Source organism: Micromonospora sp. NPDC049201, from assembly GCF_055586805.1.
Genome location: NZ_JBVJHM010000003.1, coordinates 558,899 through 582,856 on the forward strand (window position 1 = coordinate 558,899; position 23,958 = coordinate 582,856).

General features: G+C 74.8%; 22 protein-coding genes. 6 read left to right on the forward strand and 16 right to left on the reverse strand.

Annotated elements, in window-relative coordinates; genetic code table 11:
- Window positions 1-25 precede the first annotated feature (25 nt).
- The 4 genes from ACZ6O5_RS09700 to mtrA are packed head-to-tail and all read right to left on the reverse strand — an operon-like array spanning window position 26 to window position 4,988.
- Window positions 26-733, reverse strand: a complete 708-nt coding sequence (locus ACZ6O5_RS09700; RefSeq protein ID WP_374709281.1) for a ComF family protein — start codon at window positions 731-733, stop codon at window positions 26-28.
- Window position 734: 1 nt separating this feature from the next.
- The gene (locus ACZ6O5_RS09705; RefSeq protein ID WP_465975919.1) at window positions 735-2,528 is read right to left on the reverse strand and encodes an LpqB family beta-propeller domain-containing protein; all 1,794 of its coding nucleotides are present in this window, start codon (window positions 2,526-2,528) and stop codon (window positions 735-737) included.
- A 2-nt stretch (window positions 2,529-2,530) separates the two neighbouring features.
- Entirely contained in the window at window positions 2,531-4,285 is a 1,755-nt protein-coding gene (mtrB, locus tag ACZ6O5_RS09710; protein ID WP_465975844.1) for an MtrAB system histidine kinase MtrB, read from the reverse strand.
- 13 nt (window positions 4,286-4,298) lie between these two features.
- Entirely contained in the window at window positions 4,299-4,988 is a 690-nt protein-coding gene (gene mtrA, locus ACZ6O5_RS09715) for an MtrAB system response regulator MtrA (protein ID WP_091060316.1), read from the reverse strand.
- A gap of 216 nt (window positions 4,989-5,204) precedes the next feature.
- On the opposite strand from mtrA, the gene ACZ6O5_RS09720 reads away from it, so the two are divergent.
- Genes ACZ6O5_RS09720 through ACZ6O5_RS09740 form a run of 5 tightly spaced genes read left to right on the forward strand, consistent with a single transcriptional unit; the run spans window position 5,205 to window position 10,252 of the window.
- Entirely contained in the window at window positions 5,205-6,047 is an 843-nt protein-coding gene (locus tag ACZ6O5_RS09720) for a hypothetical protein (protein WP_405092542.1), read from the forward strand.
- Window positions 6,044-6,670: a DUF4129 domain-containing protein gene (locus ACZ6O5_RS09725; RefSeq protein WP_465975847.1), complete on the forward strand. Its 627-nt coding sequence runs from the start codon at window positions 6,044-6,046 to the stop codon at window positions 6,668-6,670. Before ACZ6O5_RS09720 ends, ACZ6O5_RS09725 begins: the two co-directional genes overlap by 4 nt.
- Complete coding sequence (locus ACZ6O5_RS09730) at window positions 6,664-7,959, forward strand: DUF4350 domain-containing protein (protein ID WP_465975849.1); 1,296 nt, start codon at window positions 6,664-6,666, stop codon at window positions 7,957-7,959. The genes ACZ6O5_RS09725 and ACZ6O5_RS09730 overlap by 7 nt, the downstream gene beginning before the upstream one ends.
- A complete protein-coding gene (locus ACZ6O5_RS09735; RefSeq protein WP_465975850.1) occupies window positions 7,956-8,945 on the forward strand; it encodes an AAA family ATPase in 990 nt (329 codons plus the stop codon). Before ACZ6O5_RS09730 ends, ACZ6O5_RS09735 begins: the two co-directional genes overlap by 4 nt.
- On the forward strand, window positions 8,942-10,252 hold the full coding sequence (locus ACZ6O5_RS09740; RefSeq protein ID WP_465975852.1) for a DUF58 domain-containing protein: 1,311 nt from the start codon (window positions 8,942-8,944) through the stop codon (window positions 10,250-10,252). The genes ACZ6O5_RS09735 and ACZ6O5_RS09740 overlap by 4 nt, the downstream gene beginning before the upstream one ends.
- 85 nt (window positions 10,253-10,337) lie before the next feature.
- Here the strand turns inward: ACZ6O5_RS09740 and ACZ6O5_RS09745 are convergent, their stop codons facing one another.
- Window positions 10,338-11,300, reverse strand: coding sequence for a stage II sporulation protein M (locus tag ACZ6O5_RS09745; RefSeq protein WP_465975854.1), 963 nt, complete (start codon window positions 11,298-11,300; stop codon window positions 10,338-10,340).
- On the opposite strand from ACZ6O5_RS09745, the gene ACZ6O5_RS09750 reads away from it, so the two are divergent.
- A complete protein-coding gene (locus tag ACZ6O5_RS09750; RefSeq protein WP_465975856.1) occupies window positions 11,271-12,254 on the forward strand; it encodes an RDD family protein in 984 nt (327 codons plus the stop codon). The two genes, ACZ6O5_RS09745 and ACZ6O5_RS09750, sit on opposite strands and share 30 nt — an antisense overlap.
- Before the next feature lie 87 nt (window positions 12,255-12,341).
- Here ACZ6O5_RS09750 and efeB read toward each other — a convergent pair whose 3' ends face one another.
- The 11 genes from efeB to ACZ6O5_RS09805 all read right to left on the reverse strand — a co-directional run bounded on the left by efeB (window position 12,342) and on the right by ACZ6O5_RS09805 (window position 23,950).
- Window positions 12,342-13,664, reverse strand: coding sequence for an iron uptake transporter deferrochelatase/peroxidase subunit (gene efeB / locus ACZ6O5_RS09755; RefSeq protein WP_465975858.1), 1,323 nt, complete (start codon window positions 13,662-13,664; stop codon window positions 12,342-12,344).
- Window positions 13,661-14,791, reverse strand: coding sequence for an iron uptake system protein EfeO (efeO, locus tag ACZ6O5_RS09760; protein WP_431931071.1), 1,131 nt, complete (start codon window positions 14,789-14,791; stop codon window positions 13,661-13,663). The genes efeB and efeO overlap by 4 nt, the downstream gene beginning before the upstream one ends.
- Window positions 14,792-14,820: 29 nt before the next feature.
- Window positions 14,821-15,768 carry an iron uptake transporter permease EfeU gene (gene efeU, locus ACZ6O5_RS09765; protein WP_465975860.1) on the reverse strand — a complete coding sequence of 316 codons (948 nt, stop codon included), beginning with the start codon at window positions 15,766-15,768 and terminating at the stop codon, window positions 14,821-14,823.
- Between the two features lie 244 nt (window positions 15,769-16,012).
- Window positions 16,013-17,512, reverse strand: a complete 1,500-nt coding sequence (gene ahcY / locus ACZ6O5_RS09770; protein ID WP_465975862.1) for an adenosylhomocysteinase — start codon at window positions 17,510-17,512, stop codon at window positions 16,013-16,015.
- 273 nt (window positions 17,513-17,785) lie between these two features.
- Entirely contained in the window at window positions 17,786-18,946 is a 1,161-nt protein-coding gene (gene manA / locus ACZ6O5_RS09775; protein WP_465975863.1) for a mannose-6-phosphate isomerase, class I, read from the reverse strand.
- A 3-nt stretch (window positions 18,947-18,949) separates the two neighbouring features.
- Window positions 18,950-19,984, reverse strand: coding sequence for a cation diffusion facilitator family transporter (locus tag ACZ6O5_RS09780; protein WP_465975865.1), 1,035 nt, complete (start codon window positions 19,982-19,984; stop codon window positions 18,950-18,952).
- 28 nt (window positions 19,985-20,012) lie between these two features.
- Window positions 20,013-21,209, reverse strand: a complete 1,197-nt coding sequence (locus ACZ6O5_RS09785; RefSeq protein WP_465975867.1) for an SIS domain-containing protein — start codon at window positions 21,207-21,209, stop codon at window positions 20,013-20,015.
- Window positions 21,206-21,412 (reverse strand): Trm112 family protein, encoded by a 207-nt coding sequence (locus ACZ6O5_RS09790; protein WP_107157732.1) that lies wholly within the window; start codon window positions 21,410-21,412, stop codon window positions 21,206-21,208. The genes ACZ6O5_RS09785 and ACZ6O5_RS09790 overlap by 4 nt, the downstream gene beginning before the upstream one ends.
- 159 nt (window positions 21,413-21,571) lie before the next feature.
- Window positions 21,572-22,534, reverse strand: a complete 963-nt coding sequence (locus tag ACZ6O5_RS09795) for a hypothetical protein (RefSeq protein ID WP_465975868.1) — start codon at window positions 22,532-22,534, stop codon at window positions 21,572-21,574.
- 112 nt (window positions 22,535-22,646) lie between these two features.
- Window positions 22,647-23,324 (reverse strand): deoxyribonuclease V, encoded by a 678-nt coding sequence (nfi, locus tag ACZ6O5_RS09800; protein WP_465975921.1) that lies wholly within the window; start codon window positions 23,322-23,324, stop codon window positions 22,647-22,649.
- Window positions 23,325-23,377: 53 nt separating this feature from the next.
- Entirely contained in the window at window positions 23,378-23,950 is a 573-nt protein-coding gene (locus ACZ6O5_RS09805) for a DinB family protein (RefSeq protein ID WP_465975870.1), read from the reverse strand.
- Window positions 23,951-23,958: the final 8 nt, after the last annotated feature.

A 23,958-nucleotide genomic window follows, 5' to 3' on the forward strand; every position in this document is an offset into this window, starting at 1 on the left:
TGGGGTGAAACGGAACCACGAAGCGTCACCGAGGTCGCCGCTTTTGCGTTGCGGCGAGCACCGCCGCGACCTTTGGCGTCATTCCCGCGCGGTGCAATTTCCGGCTCACCGCCGCCAGCGTGGCACCTGTGGTGACGATGTCGTCGAGCAGCACCACCGTCCCCGCCGGCGCCGCCGTTCCCGGCCGGCGCAACCGGAACGCCGCCTCCGCCGCCGCGGCCCGGCCGGCGCTGTCCAGCACCACCGAGTCCGGCCGGGGCAGCGCCCGCAGCGGTCGCAGCACGCGAACCGGCCAGCCGGCCGCGCGCAGCCGGGCCGCGGCGGGCCGGGCCAGCCGCTCCAGGTGGTCGCCGTACCGGGCCCGGGCCGCGCGGGTGGTGTCCGGCACCGCCACCAGCGTCACCGGGCCGGGCCGGCCCACCGCCACGGCCACCACCTCGGCCAGCAACGCGCCCAACGGCCGGGCCAACCCGTGTCGGCCCCGTTCCTTGTACGCCAGCAGCCCCTCACGCAACGCCCCGCCGTACGGGCCGAGGGCCACGCAGGGCGGCAGGCCGGGTGGGGCCGGATCGGGCCGGGTCGACGCGGGCCGCAGCGCCTGAAGCTCGGCCACGCAGCGCGGGCAGAAGCCCTGCCGCAGCGCCGGGGAGCGGACCGCGCACCCGGCGCACCCGGTGGGCAGCACCAGATCGGTCAGGTCCGACCAGAGGCCGCCCAGGTCCGGCACCGGCATCTCAGTAGAAGAAGAACGGTGCGGTCGGGTTGGCCGTCTTGCCGCCCGCCGGCAGGTCCAGCACCTGCTCCGGCGTGACGAGGTCGAACGGGTTGTTCCGCCAGGCGCTGCCGGCGGTCTCGAACATGAACGAGAGCGCGGGCAGCCCGCCACCCCCGCCGCCCGGGTATCCCGCCAACTGGGTCACCGCGGCGCCGATCCCGGACTTCAGCGTGGAGCCCAGGCCGCCGTCGATGCTGAGCTGGTGGATGGCCGAACGCCGGTCCGGGTCGTTGCCGGCGATCACCAGTTGGTCCTCCGCGATCCAGTCGACCGCCGTCACGCCGGTGAGCAGCGTGGGCAGCCGGCGGGGCTGGCCCAGGGTGACCACGCCGCCCTCCACGCTCACCGGCGCCACGTAGACCGCGCCGCCGCTGACCAGCGCGATCCGGTGGCCGTCGAGGGAAGCGGCGACCGCCACGACGCTTCCGGAGACGTTCAGCGGGACGGGGCTCAGCGTGGCCGTCCCGTCGAACCGGTAGAGCTTGCCGTCGGCCGCCACCAGGCCCGCCGGATGGTCGGTGGCCAGCGAGCGCAGCCAGGTGGGCCGGCTCATCGTCTGGAACCCGGCCTTCGGCTCGCTGGTGTTGAACACCGCCACCGGTTCCGGCCCGGTGCCCACCTTGAGCCGGAGCCGCCGGTCCGCCCCGGTCACCACCAGCGCGGCCAGCACCTGGTCCTCGGCGCGGGCGAGGGTCGCCGAGACCACGTTCCGGTTCTCCGCGGCCGGCAACGGGACGACGGCCCGCTGCTCGGTGCCGATGGCGAGCGGATGGAGGACGCCGTCGTAGACGCTGAACCGGGTGGGATTCGCGCCCCTCGGGTACGCGGGATGGGTGTCGCGCTCCCGCTCCAGGTCGACGCTGAACCGCTTCTGGTTCTGGATCTTCAGCTCGAGCTGCCCGGTCAACTCCGGCAACGACCAGGCGAGCTGCGTGCCGAGCCGGGCCAACCGCCCCTCGTTGGCGCCCGGCATGGTCAGGTTGACCTCCCACTGGGAGTCCGCGCCGGTGGCGTTGTTGATCGGGCGGGTGCCGTCCGGGAGCCCGGTGACACCCGGCGCCAGCCAGTCGGAGGGGCCACCGGCCAGCCACTTCACCACCTCGGTGACGCGCCGCTCCGCCGACACCGACGACGGCAGGTAGCGCAGGTCGGGCACCAGCCGGGTCAGGTCGGAGTTCCAGAAGTAGACGGTGCGCGAGCGGTAGTACTGGCGCAGCGCCGTGTCGCTGGTCAGCAGCACGTTCGGCAGGCTGGTGATCAGCAGCCCGGTCCCGGCCGGCTCGGCCCGCCGCAACTGGAAGACGTACTCGGTCTCGGTGGCCCCCGGCGGGCCGAGGGTGCCGTCGGCCCGCAGCACCCCCACCTGCTGCACCTTGATCGTGACCCGGCTGGTGCCCTGGTTGTTCGGCGGAGTGCTCTCCTTCGCCCGCAGCCGGACCACGGTGAGTTCGACCTCGCTGGTCTGCGGCTTGCCGGGCAGCAGTTCCCGGGCCTCCGGGGCGAGGAACTTCTGGGCCCGGGTGTACGCCTGGTCGCGCTCCCCGGCAGCGGCCGCGCTCAGGTAGTTCTCGATGAACGGCACCGGCTCGTCGCTGTCGGTCGGCGCCGGCGGCGAGGCCGGCGGGCCGTTGAGCGAGCCGGCCTCGCCGGCCGGCACCGAACCGTCGACCTGGACGTCCGTCTGGGCCGGAATGCCGCACCCGGCCGGCAGCAGGACGCCGGCCAGCAGCACGGCCAGCAGCCGCCGCGGCACGTTCACGGCCCCACCTCCATCCGCGCGGAGTCGTCGGCGGGGCCGACGGCCAGCGCACCGGCGCCGCTGCCCGGACCGATGGCGAGCAGGCCACCGTCGCGGGGGCCGCCGAACGGCAGGGCCGCGTCGGCCGGCACCAGTCGCAACGGCGAGGTGGTCAGTCGGTCGCCGGCCCGCGCCGGCAGCGTGAGCCGGAACTGCGCGCCCTGCCCCGGTGCGCCCCACGCCTCCAGCCAGCCGCCGTGCAACCGGGCGTCCTCCACGCTGATCGACAGGCCCAGGCCGGTGCCGCCGGTCTGCCGGGCCCGGGACGGGTCGGCCCGCCAGAACCGGTTGAAGACCAGCTTCTCCTCCCCCGGCTTGAGCCCGACGCCGTGGTCCCGCACGGTGATCGCCACCGCGCTCTGGTCGACGCCCAGCGTGACCCGCACCGGCTTGGCCTCGCCGTGCTCGACCGCGTTGCCGACCAGGTTGCGCAGCACCCGCTCGACCCGGCGCGGGTCCACCTCGGCGATCACCGGAGCGTCCGGCAGGTCCAGCTCGATGGTCACCCCGACCCGCTCGGCCAGCCCGGCCAGGCGCTCGACCACCCGGTGCACCACCGGCACCAGGTCGGTCGGCTCGCTGTCCAGCACGGCGAAACCGGCGTCGAACCGGCTGATCTCCAGCAGGTCGGTGAGCAGCTCCTCGAACCGGTCCAGCTCGGCCTGGAGCAGCTCGGCGCTGCGCGCCACCGCCGGATCGAACTCGTCCCGTTCCGCGAAGATCAGGTCGGCCGCCATCCGGACCGTGGTCAGCGGCGTCCGCAGCTCGTGCGAGACGTCCGAGGTGAACCGGCGTTGCAGCCGGGACATCTCCTCCAGCCGGAGGATCTGCCGTTGCAGGTTGGTCGCCATCTGGTTGAACGAGGCGGCGAGCAGGGCCAGGTCGTCCTCACCGGAGACCACCATGCGCTGGTCGAGCAGGCCGGCGGAGAGTCGCTGGGCGGTGCGCGCGGCCACCCGGACCGGCGTCACCACCAGCCGGGTCACCAGCGCGGCCAGCAGGCCGAGCAGGAGCACCAGCGCAACGCCGGTGGCGACCACGGTGGCCCGGGCATCCGCCGCGGTGGCGTCCTGCCGGGCCAGGGGCACGAGGTAGTAGAGCTCGACCTGCCCGAACCGGGTGGGCACCGGGGAACCGTAGACCAGGTACTTCGTGCGGTCGCCGCCGAGCGTGCCGGTGCGGATCTGGTGGGCCACCTTGCCGGACGCCACGGTGGCCCGCAGCTCGTCGCCGATCACCGTGCGCACCGGCACGTCCGGGGACACGCGGGGCTCGATGAACTCGGCGAAGTTGTCGGCGGTGATCGCCACCACCACGCCGCTGGTCTGCGCCGGGTCCCCGCCGGCCAGGTAGTTGACGGTGCCGTCGATGGTGTCCTGGAGCTGGGCCTCCTGCGGCTGGCTGTAGAGGTTGAACTGCTTCGCCGCGTACTCGCTGCCGTTGCTCAGCCGCATCCGCACGTCGGTCTCGGCATTCTCCAGCAGGATGTTGGTGATCTTGTCGGCGATCAGGTAGGCGAAACCACCCACCAGCAGACTCGACGCCACAAGTGTGATGGTGACCACGCGCACCTGGAGCGACCGCCGCCAGGCCTGGCGCACGCCGGCGGCGAACCGCGTCGACCGGCCGGCCAGCGCGCGCCAGAGCGCCCGCGCGGCACGGAGCCGGCGGGGCGAGGCGGTCGGCGGGTCGGGCAGCGGGGCGGTCAGCACAGTGCTGACCAGGTTATCCGGTGCCCGCCTTGTAGCCCACGCCCCGGACCGTGAGGATGATTTCGGGTCGCTCCGGATCCGGCTCGATCTTGGCCCGCAGCCGCTGTACGTGCACGTTGACCAGCCGGGTGTCGGCGGCGTGCCGGTACCCCCACACCTGCTCCAGCAGCACCTCCCGGGTGAACACCTGGCGGGGCTTGCGGGCGAGCGCGACCAGCAGGTCGAACTCCAGCGGCGTCAGCTTGACCTCCTCGGCGTCCCGGCTGACCGTGTGCGCCGGCACGTCGATGGTGATCTGGTTGCCGGGCGGGCCGATGGTGAGCAGCTCCGGCGCGACGTCCTCGCCGCGACGCAGCCGGGCCCGCATCCGGGCCACCAGCTCCTTGGGCTTGAACGGCTTGACCACGTAGTCGTCGGCGCCGGACTCCAGCCCCAGCACCACGTCGACCGTGTCGCTCTTGGCGGTCAGCATCACGATCGGCACCCCGGACTCGGCGCGGATCGCCCGGGCCACGTCGATGCCGCTCATGCCCGGCAACATCAGGTCGAGCAGGACGATGTCGGGCCGGCTGTCGCGGAACGCGGCCAATGCCCGTTCTCCGTCGGCGACGAAGGACGGCACGAAGCCCTCGCTGCGCAACACGATGCCGAGCATCTCGGCAAGGGCGGGGTCGTCGTCGACCACGAGTACGCGGGCTCTCATGGGGTTTATCGTTCCATCCCCGTTCATCTGGAGGGTCGGAGTCTTTCCCGGCACGGTAGCGCCGAGCGCGCCCCCGCACCACAGCTGACGGCGTGGTCACCAGCGTGGCGCGCCGCGACGGACGGGTCCACCGGATGCGGACCCGCCGTGCAACCATGATCCCCCGGGTGCCCCGCCGCCCGCCACCTCTGCTGCCCTGCCCGCCCAGGAGTACGCGTGTCCGACGTCGGCCCGACCGCGGTGCTCCCGCGCCGTCCGCTGACCGTGGGTGAGCTGCTCGACGCCGCCGTGCTGCTGCTCCGCGACCAGGCCCGGGTGCTGCTGCCGCTCGCCGTCGCGCTGGCCCTCGCCGAGCAGGCCGTGCTGTACCCGGTGCGGCTGCTCGCCGGTGCGCACCCGCCCGGCTGGTGGCCCGCCGGCGGGGAGTCGTTCGGCTGGTACTGGCTGCTGCTCGCGGCCGGCGCCGGGACCGAGGCGGCGATCATCGCGCTGCTGGGCAACCCGGCCGCGCGGGGCGGTGCGGCGGCGCTGCTCGGCCACCGCCGCGCGCCGTCGGAGCTGCTCCACGAGGCCCGTCCGGGCGCGACCCTGCTGGCCGCGGGCGCGGTCGGGCTCGCCGTCGGCCTCGCCGGGCTGGCCGGGCCCGCCTGGTTCGTCGCGTACGGGCTGCTCGGCCTCGTGGTGCCGGTCCTCGTGCTGGACGGGGTGCCGGCGCACCGGGCACCGGGACGGGCGATCCGGCTGGCCGGCCGGGTGGGCGGGCGCGCCGCCGCCGTCCGGCTGCTCGGCTACCTGGGCTGGTGGCTGGTCCGGGTCGGCATCGGGCTGGGCGTCCCCTACGGTCTCGGGCTGCTCGACCTGTTCGACGTGTCGGCCTGGGCGCTGCCGGTCGCCGTCGTCGCGCAGGCGGCGGTGAACGCGCTCGCGTACCCGGCGCTGGCCTGCCTGGACGCAGTGCTGCACCTGGAGACCCGGATGCGCACCGAAGGGCTGGACATTCGGCTCTCCCGGGCGCCGGCCGGCGTCCCGGAGCCGGTGCTGCTGGCGGTCGAGCGGTGAGCCGCTGGTGGACCGAGACGGTGGCCGCGCTGGGCGACGTGGTGCCGCTGCCGCTGGTCGCGCTGCTCCTGCTGGCCGCCGCGTTGCTGACGGCGCTGGCCTGGCACTCCTTCCCGGCCTGGGTGCCCCGCCGGCTGCCCCGGATCAGGCTGCCCCGGCTGCGCCTGCCCCGACCGCGACTGCGCCGGCTCCGACTGCCCCGGATGCGCCTGCCCCGGATGCGCCTGCGCCGTCCCGCCCGCCGGCGGCGGCCCGACCCGCCGGTGCGCGTCCCCGCGCCCCGGACCGCGCCGCCGGCACCCGTCGGCGGCCCGGCGACGGCCGACCGGCTGGCCGCCGAGGGCCGCTACGCCGAGGCGGTGCGGGAACGGCTCCGGGACATGGTCCGGCTCCTGGTCACCCGGCAGGTGGTGGAACCACGGGCCGGACTCACCGTCACCGAGCTGACCGAGGCGGCGGCCCGGACCCGCCCGGCGGTACGGCCCACCCTGCACGCCGCCGGCACGATCTTCTCGGAACTCTGGTACGCCCAGCGTCCCGCCACCGCCGGCCACGACCAACGGATGCGCGCGCTCGCCGCCGAGCTGCGCCGCGAACTGACCGGCGAGGAGGACGCGTGGTGACCGTCGCCCCCGCCCCGGCCCGACCCGCGGCCCCGCCGGCGTCCCGCCGTCGGTGGCACCGCACCGTCGTCCCGCTCGGGCTGGCCGCGCTGCTGATCGGCGCCACCGTGGTGCTGCACGCGGTGGACCAGCCCGACCCGGACGAACGCGGCTTCCTCTCCCCCGTCGCCGGCGACGACGACGGCGGCAGCCGGCTCGCCGAGGAGTTACGCGCGCAGGGCGTGCCGCTGCGCCGGGAGACCGACACCGCCGGGGCGCTGCGGGCCGCCCGTACGGCGCCGAGCACGCTCTTCGTGCCCGCACCCGACCTGGTGCACCCGGACACGCTCACCGGGCTGACCGCGCTGCCGCCCGGCAGCCGGCTGGTGCTCGTCGAGCCGTCCCGCCGGGTGCTGGCCGAGCTGGGCACCTCGGTCGAGCCGGCCGGTCGCCGGTGGGCCACCCGGGCGCTGCCGCCGGACGCCGGGGGCGCGGAGTGCCGGCTGCCCGAGGCGGTCCGCGCCGGCACCGCCGCGGTCGACCACCAGCGGTACGCGGGGCCGGAGCGCGCCGACCGCTGCTACGGCGGCGCGCTGCTCCGGATCCCGGCCGGCACCGAGGTGGTGCTGGTGGGCGCCAGCGACCCGTTCCGCAACGACCGGATCGACGAGTGGGGCAACCGGGACCTCGCCACCGGCCTGCTCGGCGCCACCGGTCGTCCGCTGGTCTGGCTGGACCTGCCCGCGCCCGACCCGGCCCCGACCGGGACCGGCGCGTCGCGGACCACCGAGACCGAGGCCCCGCCGACGCCCCGCCGCACCGCCGAGCGCCCCGACCGGGCGGACCCGCCGCGGCGCGCCGACAACCCGTTGTGGGACGCGTTCCCGGCCTGGTTCTGGGCGATCCTGGCGCAGCTCGCGCTGGCCGGGCTGCTGGTGGTGCTCTGGCGGGCCCGCCGCCTCGGGCCGCCGGTGACGGAGCCGCTGCCGGTGACCGTCCGCGCCGCCGAGACCGTCCGCGGCCGGGCCCGCCTCTACCGGCGGGCCGGCGCCCGGGACACCGTCGCCGCGACGCTGCGCGCCGCCGCCCGGGACCGCGTCCTGCCCCGGCTCAACCTGCCGCCCGACACCCCGGACGACGAGGTGGCGGCCCGGGTCGCGGCGGCGACCGGCGACGACCCGGAGCGGGTGGCCGGGCTGCTGCACGGCCCCGCCCCGGACGACGACCGGGAGCTGCTGGAGCTGGCCCGGGCGCTGGACACGCTGACCCGTACCCTGGCCCCGCCCCCGAGCGAAGGAGAACCCCGGTGACCGGACCCGTCATCGCCGCCGAGTCGCCCGCCGCCCCGTCCGACGCCCGCGCCGCCCTGAACCGGCTGCGCGCCGAGGTGGCCAAGGCCGTCGTCGGCCAGGACGCGGTGGTCACCGGCCTGGTCATCGCGCTGCTCTGCCGGGGGCACGTGCTGCTGGAGGGCGTCCCGGGGGTGGCCAAGACGCTGCTGGTGCGCACGCTCGCCGCCGCGCTCGACCTGGACGCCAAACGGGTGCAGTTCACTCCCGACCTGATGCCCGGCGACGTCACCGGCTCGCTGATCTTCGACCCGCACACCGCCGCGTTCACGTTCCGCGAGGGGCCGGTCTTCACCAACCTGCTCCTCGCCGACGAGATCAACCGCACCCCGCCGAAGACGCAGTCCGCGCTGCTGGAGGTGATGGAGGAACGGCAGGTCACCGTCGAGGGCGAGCGCCGTCCGCTGCCCGAGCCGTTCATCGTCGCGGCCACCCAGAACCCGGTCGAGTACGAGGGCACCTACCCGCTGCCCGAGGCGCAGCTCGACCGCTTCCTGCTCAAGCTGACCGTGCCGCTGCCGGGGCGGGACGAGGAACTGGGTGTGCTCCGCGCGCACCACGCCGGCTTCGACCCACGCGACCTGCGCGCCGCCGGCGTACGCCCGGTGGCCGGCGCGGCCGACCTGGCCGCCGCCCGCGCGCAGGCGCACGCCGTGCACGTGGCCGAGCCGGTGCTCGGCTACATCGTGGACCTCTGCCGGGCCACCCGGGCCGCTCCCGCGCTGGAGCTGGGCGCCTCGCCCCGGGGCGCGACCGCGCTGCTCGCCACCGCCAAGGCGTGGGCCTGGCTGGCCGGCCGCGACCACGTCACGCCGGACGACGTGAAGGCGGTGGCCCGCCCGACGCTGCGGCACCGGCTCCGGCCGCGACCGGAGGTGGAGCTGGAGGGCGTGACGGCCGACGTCGTGCTCGACTCGGTGCTGGCCACCGTGCCGACGCCGCGATGACCTGGCGGGCGGGCCTGCTGCTCGCGGCCGGCGCGGGAACGCTGCCGGCCTGGCCGGCGCCGTTCCTCGGCGTCGCCGTGCTGACCGCGACGGTGCTGCTGCTGGTCGCCCTGGACCGGGCGCTCGCCGCCCCGCCGCAGGCGCTCACCGCCACCCGCGCCGGCGACCGGACCGTCCGGCTCGGCGGCACCGCCACGGTCACCCTGCACCTGGCCAACCCCACCGACCGGACGCTGCACGCCCAGGTCCGCGACGCGTGGGTGCCGTCCGCCGGGGCGCGTCCCGGGCGGTCGCCGCGGGAGACGCTCACGGTCCCGCCCGGCGGCACGGCCAGTTTGCCGGTCCACCTCACCCCGACCCGGCGCGGCGACCGGCCGGCGGTGGCGTTGACCGTCCGCTCGCTGGGGCCGATGCGTCTGGGCTTCCGGCAGCGCGCCGAACGGCCCGGCACGCCACCGTGGACGCTGCGCGTGCTGCCCCGCTTCGACTCCCGCCGGCACCTGCCGGAGAAGCTGGCCCGGCTGCGGATCATCGACGGCGTCCAGGTGACCCGGGGACGCGGCCACGGCACCGAGTTCGACACCCTGCGCGAGTACGCCGTCGGCGACGACGTCCGGTCGATCGACTGGCGGGCCAGCGCGCGCCGCGCCGACGTGCTGGTGCGCACCTGGCGACCGGAGCGGGACCGGCGGCTCGTCTGCGTGCTGGACACCGGCCGCACCTCGGCGGTCCGGCTCGGCGACGAACCCCGGCTGGACACCGCGATCGACGCGGCGTTGCTGCTCACCGCGCTGGCCGCCCGCGCCGGTGACCGGGTGGACCTGCTCGCCGTGGACACCGCCGTACGGGCCCGGGTGACCGGCGGCAACCGGCCGGCGCTGCTCACCCGGTTGGTCGAGGCGATGGCGCCGCTCCAGCCGGCGCTTGTCGAGACGGACTTCGAGCTGGTCGCCGGTGAGCTGCTGCGCCGGGAGCGGCAGCGCAGCCTGCTGGTGCTCTTCACCGCGCTGGACGCGGGCGCGCTCCGGGAGGGGCTGCTGCCGGTGCTGCCGCGGCTGGCCGCCCGGCACCGGGTGGTGCTGGCGGCCACCCACGATCCGGTGCTGGCCGGGCTCGCCACCGCCACCCCGGTCGGCCCGGACGACCCGTACGCGGCCGCGTCGGCGTGGCGGGCGCTGGCCGAGCGGGACCGGGTGCGGGCCGCGCTGTCCCGGCACGGCGTGACAGTGGTGGACGTCCCCGCCGACCGACTGGCCCCCACCGTGGCCGACACCTACCTACACCTGAAGTCCCTCGGCCAGCTCTGACCCCCACCCCCGCGCTCCTCCGCCCTGATTCACGGAAACAGTGGCTCTCACGGGCTCCACAGCCACTGTTTCCGTGAATCTGCGGTCAGTGGCGGAGGGGGCGCGGAGCGGAGGACGCGGCGCGGCGGCCCAGGATGAGCGCGTACGCCAGGAAGGCGGCCCAGACGGTGGCCCCAGCCGCGACCCGCACGGCTGTCGGCACCGGCGCCGGGGTGACGAACGCCTCCAGCAGCGCGGAGACGGCGAACAGCCCGACCAGGCCGACCGCGACCACCATGGCCGACCGCCCCGCCTCGGCGACCGCCCGGCCGCGCCCGAGGTGCGCGGGCGGGGCGATCCACGCCCAGGCGGTGCGCAGCCCGACCCCGGCGGCGACGTAGATGCCGGTCAGCTCCAGCAGGCCGTGCGGCGTGATCAGGCCGAAGAAGACGTCCGCCCGGTCGTAGGAGACCATCACGCCGCCCACCACGCCGATGTTCAGCGCGTTCTGCCACAGCAGCCAGAACACCGGCACCACCAGCACGCCGGCCGCCAGGCACTGGGCCGCCAGCCAGGCGTTGTGCGTCCACAGGTGGAACGCGAACGTCGGCGCGGCGAACTCGGTGTAGTAGCCGGCGAAGCCGGAGTCGACGAGCTGCCGGGCCGACTCGGCGCCGATGAACGCGGCGGCGGTGTCCGGGTGGCCGGCGACGAACCAGATGAGGAAGACGCTCAACGCGCTGAACCCGGTGGCGACGCCGCACCACCACGGCCAGGCCCGGTAGAGGGCGGCCGGCAGGTCGGCCAGCAGGAACCGGCGTACCGCCGCCCAGGACGGCCGGGGCCGGCCGATGATCCGGGCGCGGGCGGCCAGGACCAGGTGGGACAGGTGACCGAGCAGCGCGGGCTCGGGGGCGCGGCTGCGCAGCACGGACAGGTGGGTGGCGGTGCTCTGGTAGAGCGAGACCAGCTCGTCGACCTCGGCCGCGTCCAGCCGACGCCGGCCGGTCAACTGCTTCAGACGCCGCCACTGCACACCGTGCTCCGCCACGTACGCGTCGAGATCCACTCGTTCATGGTGTTCACTGTCGGGGTGCGCGCGCAACCTCCCCCGCCCTCCCGGTGGGCCGACGCCGGTCTGGTCAGCGGCGAGGCGGTGGAACTGGACGTCCGGGCCGCCCGGCTGGGTTCCCGGGTGCTCGCCCTGCTGATCGACCTGGTCGTCCAGCTCGGCCTGGCGCTGGTGCTCGGTGCGGCGCTGTCCATGCTGGTGCTCGCGCTGCCGCCGGACCTGATGGACGCCGCGCTGGCCGGCGGCCTCCAGGTCGTGCTGCTGGTGCTGGTACTGGTCGGCTACCCGGTGGTGATGGAGCGGTTCGCCGGCGGCCGGACGGTGGGCAAGCTGGCGGTGGGACTGCGGGTGGTACGGGCCGACGGCGGGCCGGTCGGGGTCGGGCAGTCGCTGGCCCGGGCGCTCGTGGGCGTCGCGGTGGAGTGGCCCGGCCTGGTGCTGCCGCTGCTGAGCTGGGCGGCGACCGTGACCGTGATGCTCACCGACCCGCGCGGCCGACGGTTGGGCGACCTGGTGGCCGGCACGCTCGTGGTGCACACCAGGGGCGCGTCGGTGTGGCGGCCGTTGCCGCCGGCCGTGCCGCCGCTGCTCGCCTGGGCGGGCACGGTGGACCTGACCCGGGTGGACGACGGGCTTGCCCTGGCCGCCCGGCAGTACGTGGACCGGCTCCCCCAGCTCGCCGCCGCGGACCGGGTGCGGCTGGGCCGGGAGCTGTGGGCGGAGGTGGCCGCGGTGACGTCACCGCCGCCGCCGTGGACCGCGCCGGAGTGGGCGTACCTGGCCGCCGTGCTGGCCGAGCGCAGGCGACGGGCCGGGTACCGGCTGGGCCGGGCCCGCACGGTCAGCGGCGCGCTCTGGCCGGAGTTGGCCCCGGCCCCGACCGCGTCGCCCGGCGTTCCGCTGCGGCGGGCCGCCCCGGAACCCGCCGGGCCCGATCCGGTACGCCGCTGAGCGCGGCAGGCCGGCTCAGGAGACCGAGCCGGCTCGGGAGACCGGGGCAGCTCGGGAGACCGGGGCAGCTCGGGAGACCGGGCCGGCTCAGGAGAACAGTGTCCGGCCCCACCAGTCGGCGGCGTCGCGGACGCCCGGCGGGCAGGCGAACAGGCCGCTGGAGACGTGGCGGAGGTACTCGTTCATCGCGTCGTTGCGGGCCAGCCGCGTCTGGATCGGCACGAACTGCTTGCGCGGGTCCCGCTGGTAGGCGATGAAGAACAGCCCGGCGTCGAGCCGGCCCAGCCCGTCCGAGCCATCCACGAAGTTGTAGCCGCGACGCAGCAGGCGGGCGCCGCCGTTCTGGTCCGGGTGGGCGAGTCGCACGTGCGCGGTCGGGGCGATGACCGGCTCGCCGTCGTCGCCCTTGGCGGCGAAGTCCGGCTCGTCGAACTCGTCGCGCCGGCCGAGCGGGGCGCCGCTGCCCTTGGTCCGGCCGGTGATCATCTCCTGCTCGGCCAGCGGGCTGCGGTCCCAGGTCTCGATCAGCATCCGGATCTTGCGGGTGACCAGGTAGGAGCCGCCGGCCATCCAGTCCGGGCCGTCGCCGGGCTGCACCCAGAGCTGCTCGCGCAGCAGGTCGGCGTCCTCGGCCTTGAGGTTGGCGGTGCCGTCCTTGAAGCCGAACAGGTTGCGCGGCGTGGCCTGGTCCCGCGACGTCGACGAGGTGCGCCCGAACCCGAGCTGCGACCAGCGGACGCTGACCACGCCCATGCCGATCCGGGCCAGGTTACGGATGGCGTGCACCGCCACCTGCGGGTCGTTGGCGCAGGCCTGGACGCAGATGTCGCCGCCGGACAACTCCGGCTTGAGCGCGTCACCGGCGAAGTGCGGGAGGTCGGCCAACGCGGCGGGGCGGCGGTCGGCGATGCCGAACCGGTCCCGGCCCTGGGCGTCGCGGAACAGCGACGGGCCGAACCCGACCGTGACGGTGAGCTGCGACGGGGGCAGCCCGAGCGCCTCGCCGGTGTCGTCCGGCGGGGCTTCCGGCACGCCACCGACCGCACCGATCAGCCCGGCGTCCTTGCCGGCGGTCATCCGGGCCGCGGCGGCGGTCCACTCCTGGAGCATCGCGACCAGCCGGTCCCGGTCCTTGGTGACCACGTCGAACGCGACGAAGTGCAGCCGGTCCTGGGCCGCGGTGGTGATGCCGGCTTGGTGCTCGCCGAGGAACGGCACCGCCCCGGCGGCCGTCTCGGTGGCCGACGCCTGGCCGCCACCGGCGATCAGCGCGCCCGCGCCGGCCGCCACCGCGCCGACACCGGCCGCACCGACACCGGCCAGGGTCATCGCCCGCCGGCGGGAGATCCCGCGACCGGGCTGCTCGCTGTTCGGCTCGCTCGTCGCGTCACCGCCGGCCGGGGTGCTCATCGCGCGACGGCCGCCGCGATCTTGCTGACCGGCTCGGCCAGCGCGTTGATGCTGTCCGACAGCTCCTTCAGCTCGGTCTTGCTGAGCTGGGTGTGCAGCTTCCAGCCGTCCCCGGCCCGGTGCTTGCCGAGCGCGGCCTCCACGTTGGCGAACTCGGCGTCGAGCTGCTTGACCAGGTCGGGCGCGCGCTGTTCCAGGGCCGGGCGCAGCGCGCCGACGGCGGCCTTCGAGCCCTCCAGGTTGGCGTTGAAGTCCCAGAGGTCGGTGTGCGAGTACCGCTCCTCCTCGCCGGTGATCTTGCCGCTGGCGACCTCGTCGAGCAGCGCCTTGGCGCCGTTGGCGAGCTGGAGCGGGGTGAGCTTCTCGGCGTCGGCCTTGGCCACGATCGCCTTGACGTCGACCAGGAGCTGGTCGGCGATCGGGCCGTCCTTGCTGATGTCGCCGGTGGTCCAGAGGTCCTTCTCGATCCGGTGGAAGCCGGTGAACTCCATGCCCTCCTCGACCACCTCCTCGCGACCGTCGATCTTCGGGTCGAGGTCGCCGAAGCTCTCCGCGACCGGCTCGATCCGCTCCCAGTAGGTGCGGGCCACCGGGTAGAGCGCCTTGGCCTTGGCCACGTCGTTGCCCTTGACCGCGGCCACGAACTCCTCGGTCCTGGTCAGCAGCGCGGCGGTCTGGCTGCGCACGTAGCGCTGGTAGCTGGCGGTGGCCTCGGTGAGCGCGGCGTCCGGCGCGACGCTCGCGGCGGTGCCGCTGACCTTCAGCGCGCCCCGGATGCCCCGGCCGCTCATCCCCGGCTTGCAGGCGGTCTCGTACGTCCCGGCGGGCAGCTCGACGCGCAGCTCCCGGCTCAGCCCGGGGGCGATGTTCTCCACCTCGCCCATCACCCGGTCGCCGGCGGCGTACACGTAGAACTCGTTGACCTTGGAGCCGTTGTTGGTCACCTTGAACGTCACCTGACCGGCGTCGATCTCGGTGCTGTCGACCTCGCAGGCGCTGTCCGTCGCCTTGACGGCGATCGGACCGCCGGCGGTCGCGTCGGCGTCGTCACCACCGCCGCAACCGGTCAGGCCGGCGACGGCGAGCAACCCGGCGGCGGCGGGCGCGACGAATCGAGTGGTACGCATCGGTGCGGGATCTCCTCGGAAACGGGCGGTCAGGCGCGCGGGGACGGGACGGCGGCGGCGTCGACGGCGGCCGGCGCGGGCTCGGGGGCGGTCGCGGTGCGCTCGGCCGGCGCGTTCCCGGCCGGGGCGGCGGAGGGCTTGGCCGGGGCGGCGGAGGGCTTGGCCGACGCGGCCGGCTTGCGCAGGAAGAGCACCAGTACCGGCACCGCGTACGCGACCCAGGCGACCAGTTCCAGCACGGTCGGCGCGGCGGTGATGTTGAACATGCCGGCGAGCAGCGCGCCGTACCAGGCGTTCGGGTCGAGCGTGGCGGAGATGTCGAAGGCCTGGTTGTTCAGGCCGGGCAGCACGCCGGCCTCCTGGAAGTCGTGCACGCCGTACTTGAGGATGCCGGCGGCGACCAGGATCAGCAGCGCGCCGGTCCAGGTGAAGAAGCGGCTCAGGTTGATCTTCAGGGCGCTGCGGTAGAGCAGGAAGCCGATCACCACGGCGGTGGCGATGCCGCCGACCAGGGCGAGCAGCGAGCCCGCGCCGGTGCCGCCGGCCACGCTCTCGGCCGCGGCGTAGAAGATCAGCGCGGTCTCCAGGCCCTCCCGGACCACCGCGAGGAAGGCCATGCCGGCGACCGCCAACGACCCGACGGCGAGCGCCTCGGTGAGCTTCCCGCGCAGCTCGCCCGCGATGGAGCGGGCCGCCCGGCGCATCCAGAAGATCATCCAGGTCACGAACACCACGGCGGCGACCGAGGTCACCGCCTCGAAGAACTCGCGCGACTCGGAGGTCCGCAGCAGCGAGGTCGAGGTGTACTGGATCAGCGAGCCGAAGACGACGGAGAGCACCACGGCCAGGCCGACGCCGGCCCAGACCTGGGGCAGCCGGTCACGCCGCTGCGACTTCACCAGGAAGGCGACCAGGATGCTGACCACCAGGGTCGCTTCCAGGCCCTCCCGCAGGCCGATCAGGTACGTGGCGAACATCCGTAACTCCGTAGTCGGTCAGGCATGCCTCAGTTAACTTAGGGCAGCCATACCTTGCTCCTGTTCCGGCACGGCGTCAAGTTGTTCACGGCAACGTCACGCCGCCGGCCGCGACCGCCGTCCCAGCCTCGTCCCGGGCCGGCCGGATCGGGCAGGGCCGGAGGACCCGTTCGTCCCCGCGTACGCGAGAAGGGACCGGGACGGCCGCGCGGCGGCCGACCCCGGTCCCTTCCGGGAGTGGAACTCAGTAGCGGTAGTGCTCCGGCTTGAACGGACCCTCCTGGGAGATGCCCAGGTAGGAGGCCTGCTCCTTGGTCAGCGTCGTCAGCTTGGCGCCGAGCGCGTCCAGGTGCAGCCGGGCGACCTTCTCGTCCAGGTGCTTGGGCAGCACGTAGACGCCGATCGGGTACTCGTCGGTCTTGGTGAACAGCTCGATCTGGGCGATGGTCTGGTTGGCGAACGAGTTCGACATCACGAAGCTCGGGTGCCCGGTGGCGTTGCCCAGGTTCAGCAGGCGGCCCTCGGAGAGCACGATGATGGCGTGGCCGTCGTCGAACCGCCACACGTCGACCTGCGGCTTGATGTTCTCCCGGGTCACGTCGCCGCGCTTGGCCAGGCCGGCCATGTCGATCTCGTTGTCGAAGTGGCCGATGTTGCCCACGATGGCCTGGTGCTTCATCCGGGCCATGTGCTCGTTGGTGATCACGTCGAAGCAGCCGGTCGCGGTGATGAAGATGTCGGCCTGCTCGACCACGTCGTCCAGCGTGGCGACCTGGTAGCCGTCCATCGCGGCCTGGAGCGCGCAGATCGGGTCGACCTCGGTCACCACGACCCGGGCGCCCTGGCCACGCAGCGACTCGGCGCAGCCCTTGCCCACGTCGCCGTAGCCCATCACGACGGCCATCTTGCCGCCGATCAGCACGTCGGTGGCCCGGTTGATGCCGTCGATGAGCGAGTGGCGGCAGCCGTACTTGTTGTCGAACTTGCTCTTGGTCACCGAGTCGTTGACGTTGATGGCCGGGAAGAGCAGCGTGCCGGCACGGTGCATCTCGTAGAGCCGGTGCACGCCGGTGGTGGTCTCCTCGGTGACGCCCTTGATGCCGGCGGCGATCCGGGTCCAGCGCTGGTTGTCCTCGCCGAGCGAGCGGTGCAGCACCTGGAGGATGACCGCGTACTCCTCGGAGTCGGCGGACTCGACCGGCGGCACGACGCCGGCCTTCTCGAACTCGGCGCCCTTGTGCACGAGCAGCGTGGCGTCGCCGCCGTCGTCGAGGATCATGTTCGGGCCCTGCCCGTCGGGCCAGGCGAGCACCTGCTCGGTGCACCACCAGTACTCCTCCAGCGTCTCGCCCTTCCAGGCATAGACGGGGACGCCGGCCGGGGCCTCCGGGGTGCCCTCGGCGCCGACGACGATGGCCGCGGCGGCGTGGTCCTGGGTGGAGAAGATGTTGCAGGACGCCCAGCGGACCTGCGCGCCGAGCGCGACCAGGGTCTCGATCAGGACGGCGGTCTGCACGGTCATGTGCAGCGACCCGGTGATGCGGGCGCCGGCGAGCGGCTGGGCGTCGGCGAACTCGCGCCGGATCGCCATCAGGCCGGGCATCTCGTGCTCGGCGAGCCGGATCTCCTTGCGCCCGAACTCGGCGAGCGACAGATCCGCCACCTTGTAGTCGCCCTCGGCGAGGGTGCTCGGCCGGGCGCCGGACGGCGCGCCGCTGGGGGCCGCCGGAAGCGTGCTGGTCATGGAAGCTCCTGTCGAACGAAGGGCTGCGCAGCCTTCCACCTTACGCGCGTGGGCCCGCTCACCCGGCTCCGGTTGGCGCAGGAGCGCCGAACAGCGCACGGGGGCGGACGGTCGTGGACGACTTTCCGCCCACGGCCCGGCCACCCCCGTGCATCCCCCCGGTTTGGATCCCCGCGCGTTCCCGGACGTTCGTCGCGACAACGCTGCGTACACAAAGACTCACACTGAGCGACCGGCCCGTCAAGCGGTTCCGGGAAACCGGCGCCGCGGGGCTCAGGACAGGCCGCAGGTGGCGACGAACGCCTCGCCGTCGCCGGTGAGCACCAGCGGGCCACCGGCGGCGGTACCGACCGCGGACCGGCCCGCCGCCAACGTCACCACACCGACCCCGTCGTCCACGGTCAGCTTGCCGGCCCCGCAGAGCACCACCCGCGGGCCGGGCAGGGTGAACCGCACCTCCGGCGAAGCGGCGCCCACCACCACCCGGTGCAACGCGAAATCCTCCACCGGCACCGGCCAGGTCGACACGCCGGGCGCCACCGGTTCCGGCCGCAGCACCGGATCGGCCAGCACCTCGAACCGGAGCACCCGCAGCAACTCGTCCACGTCGATCCGCTTCGAGGTCAGCCCGCCGCGCAGCACGTTGTCGCTCGCCGCCATGATCTCCACGCCGGTGCCGCGCAGGTAGGCGTGCAGGTTGCCGGCCGGCATCCAGATCCCCTCGCCCGGCGCCAGCAGCACCCGGTTCAGCAGCAGCGCCACCACCACACCCGGGTCGGTCGGATAACCGGCCGCGAGCGTGCGGACCAGCGCCGCGTCCGGGGACGCCGGCCCGGCGGTCGCCGCCGCCAGCACGGCCGCCACCAGCCCGGCGCGCTCCGACTCCGGCCAGCTCAACAGCGCGCGTACGGCCTCCCGCAGCCCCGCCGGACCGCCACGCAACGCGGCCACCACCGGCGCCAACGCGGGTACGCCGAACCCGGCGAGCACCGCCGCCGACTCGGCCGGCTCCCGGAAGCCGCAGAGCGCGTCGAACTCGGAGAGCGCCACCAACAGCTCCGGCTTGTGGTACGGGTCGACGTAGTTGACCCGCCCGGTGTCCGCCGCGTGCCCGGTGCGGGCCTGCTCGGCGTCCGGATGCGCCTGGAGGCTCAGCGGCGCGTCGGCGGCCAGCACCTTCAGCAGGAACGGCAGCCGGGTGCCGAACCGGCCGACCAGGCGCTCACCCAGCCAGTGCCCCGGCTCGGCCAGCAACAGCTCGGTGAGACTCACCGGGCCGCCGTCCCGGTCGACGGTGGCCGGGGCGCCCGGGTGGGCGCCCAGCCACAGCTCGGCCTCCGGCCCGTCGCTCGGCACCGCCCGGCCCTGCAACTGCGCGATCGCGGTGCGCGAGCCCCAGGCGTAGTCCCGGATCCGGCCCTGCATCAACTCCATCGGTCAGCTCCCGGGCCGCCCGGCCACCTCGTCGGCCTTCGCCGCCTCCGGCGCGATCGCGTCGTCCGTCTCCGCCTCCGGCACGGCGGTGTCGGCGGCCTGGCCGGTGCCCGCCCGCTGCGCCGCCGCGCTCCAGATGTCCGGCTCCAGGTAGATCACCCGGGCGATCGGCACCTCGCGGCGGATCCGCGCCTCGACCGCGTTGATGCCCCGGGCCAGCTCCTCCGCGCTCTCGCACGCCGGCACCGCGATCTTCGCGGCCACCATCAGCTCCTCCGGGCCGAGGTAGAGCGTCTTCATGTGGATGATCCGCTCGACCTCCGGGCCGCCGGTGACGGCCTGCTCGATCTTGGCCAGCTCGCTGCGCTCGGCGCCCTCACCGAGCAGCAGGCTCTTGGTCTCGATCGCCAGCGTGATCGCGATGATCACCAGCAGCACGCCGATCATCGCGGTGCCGGCCGCGTCCCACATGCCGTTACCGGTGATCAGCGTCATGCCGACGCCGAACAGCGCGAAGACCAGACCCACCAGCGCGCCGAAGTCCTCCAGCAGCACCACCGGCAGCTCCGGGGCCTTGGCCCGGCGGATGAACCGGACCCAGGTCTGCTTGCCCCGGATCAGGTTCGACTCCTTGATCGCGGTGCGGAACGAGAAGCCCTCCATCACGATCGCCGCGAGCAGCACCACCACCGGCACCCACTGCCAGCTGTCGATCCCGTGCGGGTCGGAAGCCTTGTGGTACGCCTCGTAGAGCGCGAACAGGCCACCGAGGCTGAACAGCACGATCGCCACGATGAACGCGTAGATGTAGCGCTCCCGGCCGTAGCCGAACGGGTGCTGCGGCGTGGCCTCCCGCTTGGCCCGCCGGCCACCGATCAGCAGCAGACCCTGGTTGCCGGAGTCGGCCACCGAGTGGATCGACTCCGCCAGCATCGACGACGAGCCGGTCAGCAGGAACGCGATGAACTTGGTGACGGCGATGCCGAGGTTCGCCGCCAGGGCGGCGACGATCGCCTTGGTGCCCCCGTTTGCGCTCATGCCCCGCCTCGCTCGATGCCGCACATGCTCACTGGTTTGCCAGCTCCTTCATTTCCGTGATGGCCGGAACCGCCATCGGGTCCAGCCCGTGTGCCAGGGCGAGGTAGATCGAGGCGAAGTCCGGCACCGCCACCAGCGACGCGAGCCGCTCCAGCGCGGAACCACCCTCGGCGGTCACCACGTCGCACCGCACCCCGCGCCGCTCGGCGAGCGTCTGCACCGCGTCCGCGCGGCGCTCCTCCACCGCCAGCGGCTCGTCGGTGTCGTCGTCGGCGTTGAGGCCGCCGTCGCGCAGCAGCACCAGCCGCAGCCGGACGCCGTCCGGGTCGGAGTCGTCGGGGTCGGCGAAGATGTCCCGGTCGCCCTCGGCCAGCCCGCCGAAGACGCCGTCGAGCAGCCCCACCCGGCCCCGGCCGGCCTCGCCCAGCGCACCGCTCACCACCGGGTAGCGGGAGTTCGCGGACAGCGTGTCACCGAATCGGCGGGCGGCCACGGTCGCCAGCGGGGACGAACCCCACACGATCGGGATCGACCCGGCCAGCCCCAACGCGAGGGACTTCGCCGGATTGACGAACGACTCGGCGGTCGGCCGGCACCGGTCGGCGTCGGCGTCCAGCCGGGCCGCGGTCTCGGCCAGATCCGCCTCGTTGACCTTCACGAGGCCGAGCGTACGGGCGGCGAGCAGGACCGGCACGGTGAGCGCCCACAGGCTGGCCCGGGCCGGGGCCCGCCGCGGCACCGGGATGAACGGCGCGCGGGCCCGCTCCGCCACCGACTGGAGTTGCGAATCCGGAGCGCCGACCGCGACCAGCCGGGCGCCGCGCCGGTGCGCCGCCTCGGCCGCGCCCAACGCCTCCGGGCTACGGCCGGAGGCGCTCACCGCGATGACCACGTCCGCCGCGCCCACCCAGCCGGGCACGCCGGCGCTGCGGTGCGGGATCACCGGCACCGGGCAGCGCGGCCCGGCGACCGTGGCCAGCACGTCCCCGGTACGCCCGGCGGTGCCGATGCCGGCGATGACCACCGCCCGGGGTCGCCCGTCGTCAGCCAGCACGGACAGGTTCGCCTCGGCGGCCAACGCCGCCGACTCGCGTACCTGGGCGCCGGCGGAGGCGGTGAACCGCAGCATCCCGCCCGGATCCCGCTCGCCGAGCTGCGCCGGATCGTCCAGCAGGGCCTCGTCCGCGTGCCGGTGCCCGCTCACCCCGGCCGTACCGTCCATCACCGCGACGACCCGCCCCGCGCGTCGTCAGCCGCCGGACCGCCCCGCGCCTCGTCCAGGAGCAGCACCGGGACGTCGTCCCGGACCTCGAAGACGCGACCGCACTCGGTACAGGTCAACGTCTGCGCCTGCGGGTCGTAGTCGAGCGGGGCGTGGTGTGTGTCCGGGCAGGCGAGGATCTCGAGCAACTGCGGGTCCAGGGCCACGGCGCGGCTCCTTCCACGTATGTGGTCTCACCGGTCGGCGGTGCCGTCCGGCGCACGCGATCTTAACGGCGAACCGGCCCCGGCACCCGGCCCCGTTCGACACCCGGCCGGCCGGGTCCACCCATGGTCACGGTAAACCCGGGAGCCGTCGGGTCCGGCTCAGTCCGGCATGCGGGGCAACAGGCTGGTGGCGTCCCCGTCCGCGGACGCCGCCGGCGGGGACCCGGCGGGCGGCGTCCCGTACACGTTGCCGGTCGGGCGCGGTGGCGTGGCACCGCCGCCGTACACCGTCGGGGCCGGCCCGGGCGCCCCGGAACGGTAGGTGGTGCTGCTGCGGGGCAGCGGGACCGGGGGATGCTCGACCACCGGGCCGTCGTCCGTCCGGTCCGCGCGGCTGCGGCGCACCAGCAGGACGATCAGCGCGACGCCGACCAGGACCAGCCCGATGCCGAACCACATGATCATGGAACCTCCGAAGGACGAATCGTCGGCCGCGGCACCGGCGGCCGGCTCGACGGCGGCGACCACCGCCGACGTGCCCGCCGTCTCCGGCGGCGTGGCGGCGACCGTGCTGGGCGTGGGGGTCGGCGACGGCTTACGGGAGGGCGTCGGGCTCGGCGTCGGCGCCGCGCCCACCAGCCGGGCCGACCGGCCGGCCCGGCCGAGCACCTGGCCGTTCGCGGCACTCGCCTCACCGGCGATCTCCAGCCGCCCGCCCACCACGCCGGACAGGAAGGACACCCGGTAGCGCACCGCCGCGCCCTTGCCCTTGCACAGCGGCCGCTCGACCGACGCCACCTGCGAGGTGGTCACCACGCCACCACCACCGGCGACCGGCACCCCCACCCAGCGGCCACCGGACGCCACCTGCACCCGGACCTGATCGGCCCGCAGACCGTCCAGCCGCAACCCGAGCGTGGTGCGCAACGACACACACCCCTCGGTGCGCTTGCGCACCTCGACCGTCACCGCGCCCGCCGAGCCGCCGGCCGTGAAACTGCCCGCCGAACGCAGCCCGACCCGGTCGCCGTCGGCCAGCGCCGGGGACGCCACGGCGACCACCAGGCCACCCAGCACCGCACCGGCCGTGGCCCAACGCGCCGCGTGCCGCCTCACCGACATCCCCACCTCACCGTTTCCGTCCCGGACGAGATCCGCCGGTCAGGTTACTACCGGGCCACCCGGGCACCCGCTCATCGAGCGCCCGACATGTGTGCAGCGTTACGTGCCCCGGTCAGCTCCGGTCGCCACCCGCCGCGAGGGCCCGACGGCAGAGCTGGTCGGCCGTCCGGGTGGTCTCCGGCAGCCGGTACCGGGGCGTCAGAGCCAGTACCCGCTCCACCGCCCCGTCCAACCCGATCCGGTGCCCGACGCTGACGAAGACCGGCCGGACCCCGTCCCGGGTCCGCAGCACCCGCCCGACCACCTCCCCGCCGTCCCGCAGGTCGGCCCGGTCGCCGCGCCGTGGGCCCGGCCCGGTCCACGAACCGACGAGCGGCGTCTTGCCCACCCCGATCGCCGGCAGCCCGGTCACCAGCCCCAGGTGGCAGGCCAACCCGAACCGGCGCGGGTGCGCCACCCCGTGCCCGTCACACACCAGCAGCTCCGGGCGGACGGTCAGCCGCTCCAACGCGGTGAGCAGCGCCGGCATCTCCCGGAAGGCGAACAACCCCGGCACGTACGGGAACGCCGGCCGCCCCACGCACACCGCCTCGTCCACCACGGCCAGGGTGGCCGCGTCCAGCACCGTGACGGCCGCCGCGAGCCGGTCACCGCTCTCCGCGTACGCGACGTCCAGCCCGGCCACCGTCGCGGGCGCGCTCGGACCGGGCCCGACCAGGTCGACCCGCGACCGCAACTCCTCCTGTACGCGCAGCGCCTCCGCCACGTCGGCCGGCGGCCGGTACGGAATCCCCTCCGTCGGCGGCCCGGTCCGGTTCCCGGGGCGCGCAGGGTCGGCGCGCGTCACCGGCCCACCCGACCGTCGATCCGCTCGCGCAGCAGATCGGCGTGCCCGTTGTGCCGGGCGTACTCCCCGATCGCGTGCACCAGCAGTTCCCGCAGCGAGACCATCCGGTCACCCCGGTGACCCCTGACCTCCAGGTTCGGCGCCTGCGCCACGAACCGCTCGGCGAACGTCAACTCGCGGCGCCACGCCGTCCACGCCTGCGCGACCAGCGCCGGATCGGCGACGGCGCCGGTGAAGGGCTCGTCCACGTCACCGGTCGGCCAGATCCGCGACACGTCCTTCCCGGCCATGACGCGGCGGAACCAGTGCCGCTCACGCTCGGCGGCATGACGGAGCAGCCCGAGCAACGACAGCGTCGACGGTGGCACCGACCGCCGGGCGAGCTGCTCCGCGTCGAGCCCGGCGCACTTCAGTTCCAGAGTGCGACGGTGGTACCTCAACTCGCCGGCCAGGATGCTCCGCTCGTCCGCCCCCGGATCTTCGACGCGGGGATCCTCGTCCGGCGCGACGAACATGTCCGCCCAGCCGAACCGGCGTGCCGGAAGGGCGGCTCCGGCATCGGTACTCATGGCCGGCA

What these genes read in the sequence shown, in the direction of transcription:
- mtrA (WP_091060316.1), bottom strand. Translation starts at nt 4,988, where the DNA reads ATGAGAGCCCGCGTACTCGTGGTCGACGACGACCCCGCCCTTGCCGAG.
- efeO (WP_431931071.1), bottom strand. Translation starts at nt 14,791, where the DNA reads ATGCGTACCACTCGATTCGTCGCGCCCGCCGCCGCCGGGTTGCTCGCC.
- manA (WP_465975863.1), bottom strand. Translation starts at nt 18,946, where the DNA reads ATGGAGTTGATGCAGGGCCGGATCCGGGACTACGCCTGGGGCTCGCGC.
- ACZ6O5_RS09805 (WP_465975870.1), bottom strand. Translation starts at nt 23,950, where the DNA reads ATGAGTACCGATGCCGGAGCCGCCCTTCCGGCACGCCGGTTCGGCTGG.
- ACZ6O5_RS09795 (WP_465975868.1), bottom strand. Translation starts at nt 22,534, where the DNA reads ATGTCGGTGAGGCGGCACGCGGCGCGTTGGGCCACGGCCGGTGCGGTG.
- ACZ6O5_RS09780 (WP_465975865.1), bottom strand. Translation starts at nt 19,984, where the DNA reads ATGAGCGCAAACGGGGGCACCAAGGCGATCGTCGCCGCCCTGGCGGCG.
- efeB (WP_465975858.1), bottom strand. Translation starts at nt 13,664, where the DNA reads ATGAGCACCCCGGCCGGCGGTGACGCGACGAGCGAGCCGAACAGCGAG.
- ACZ6O5_RS09740 (WP_465975852.1), top strand. Translation starts at nt 8,942, where the DNA reads ATGACCTGGCGGGCGGGCCTGCTGCTCGCGGCCGGCGCGGGAACGCTG.
- ahcY (WP_465975862.1), bottom strand. Translation starts at nt 17,512, where the DNA reads ATGACCAGCACGCTTCCGGCGGCCCCCAGCGGCGCGCCGTCCGGCGCC.
- ACZ6O5_RS09700 (WP_374709281.1), bottom strand. Translation starts at nt 733, where the DNA reads ATGCCGGTGCCGGACCTGGGCGGCCTCTGGTCGGACCTGACCGATCTG.
- efeU (WP_465975860.1), bottom strand. Translation starts at nt 15,768, where the DNA reads ATGTTCGCCACGTACCTGATCGGCCTGCGGGAGGGCCTGGAAGCGACC.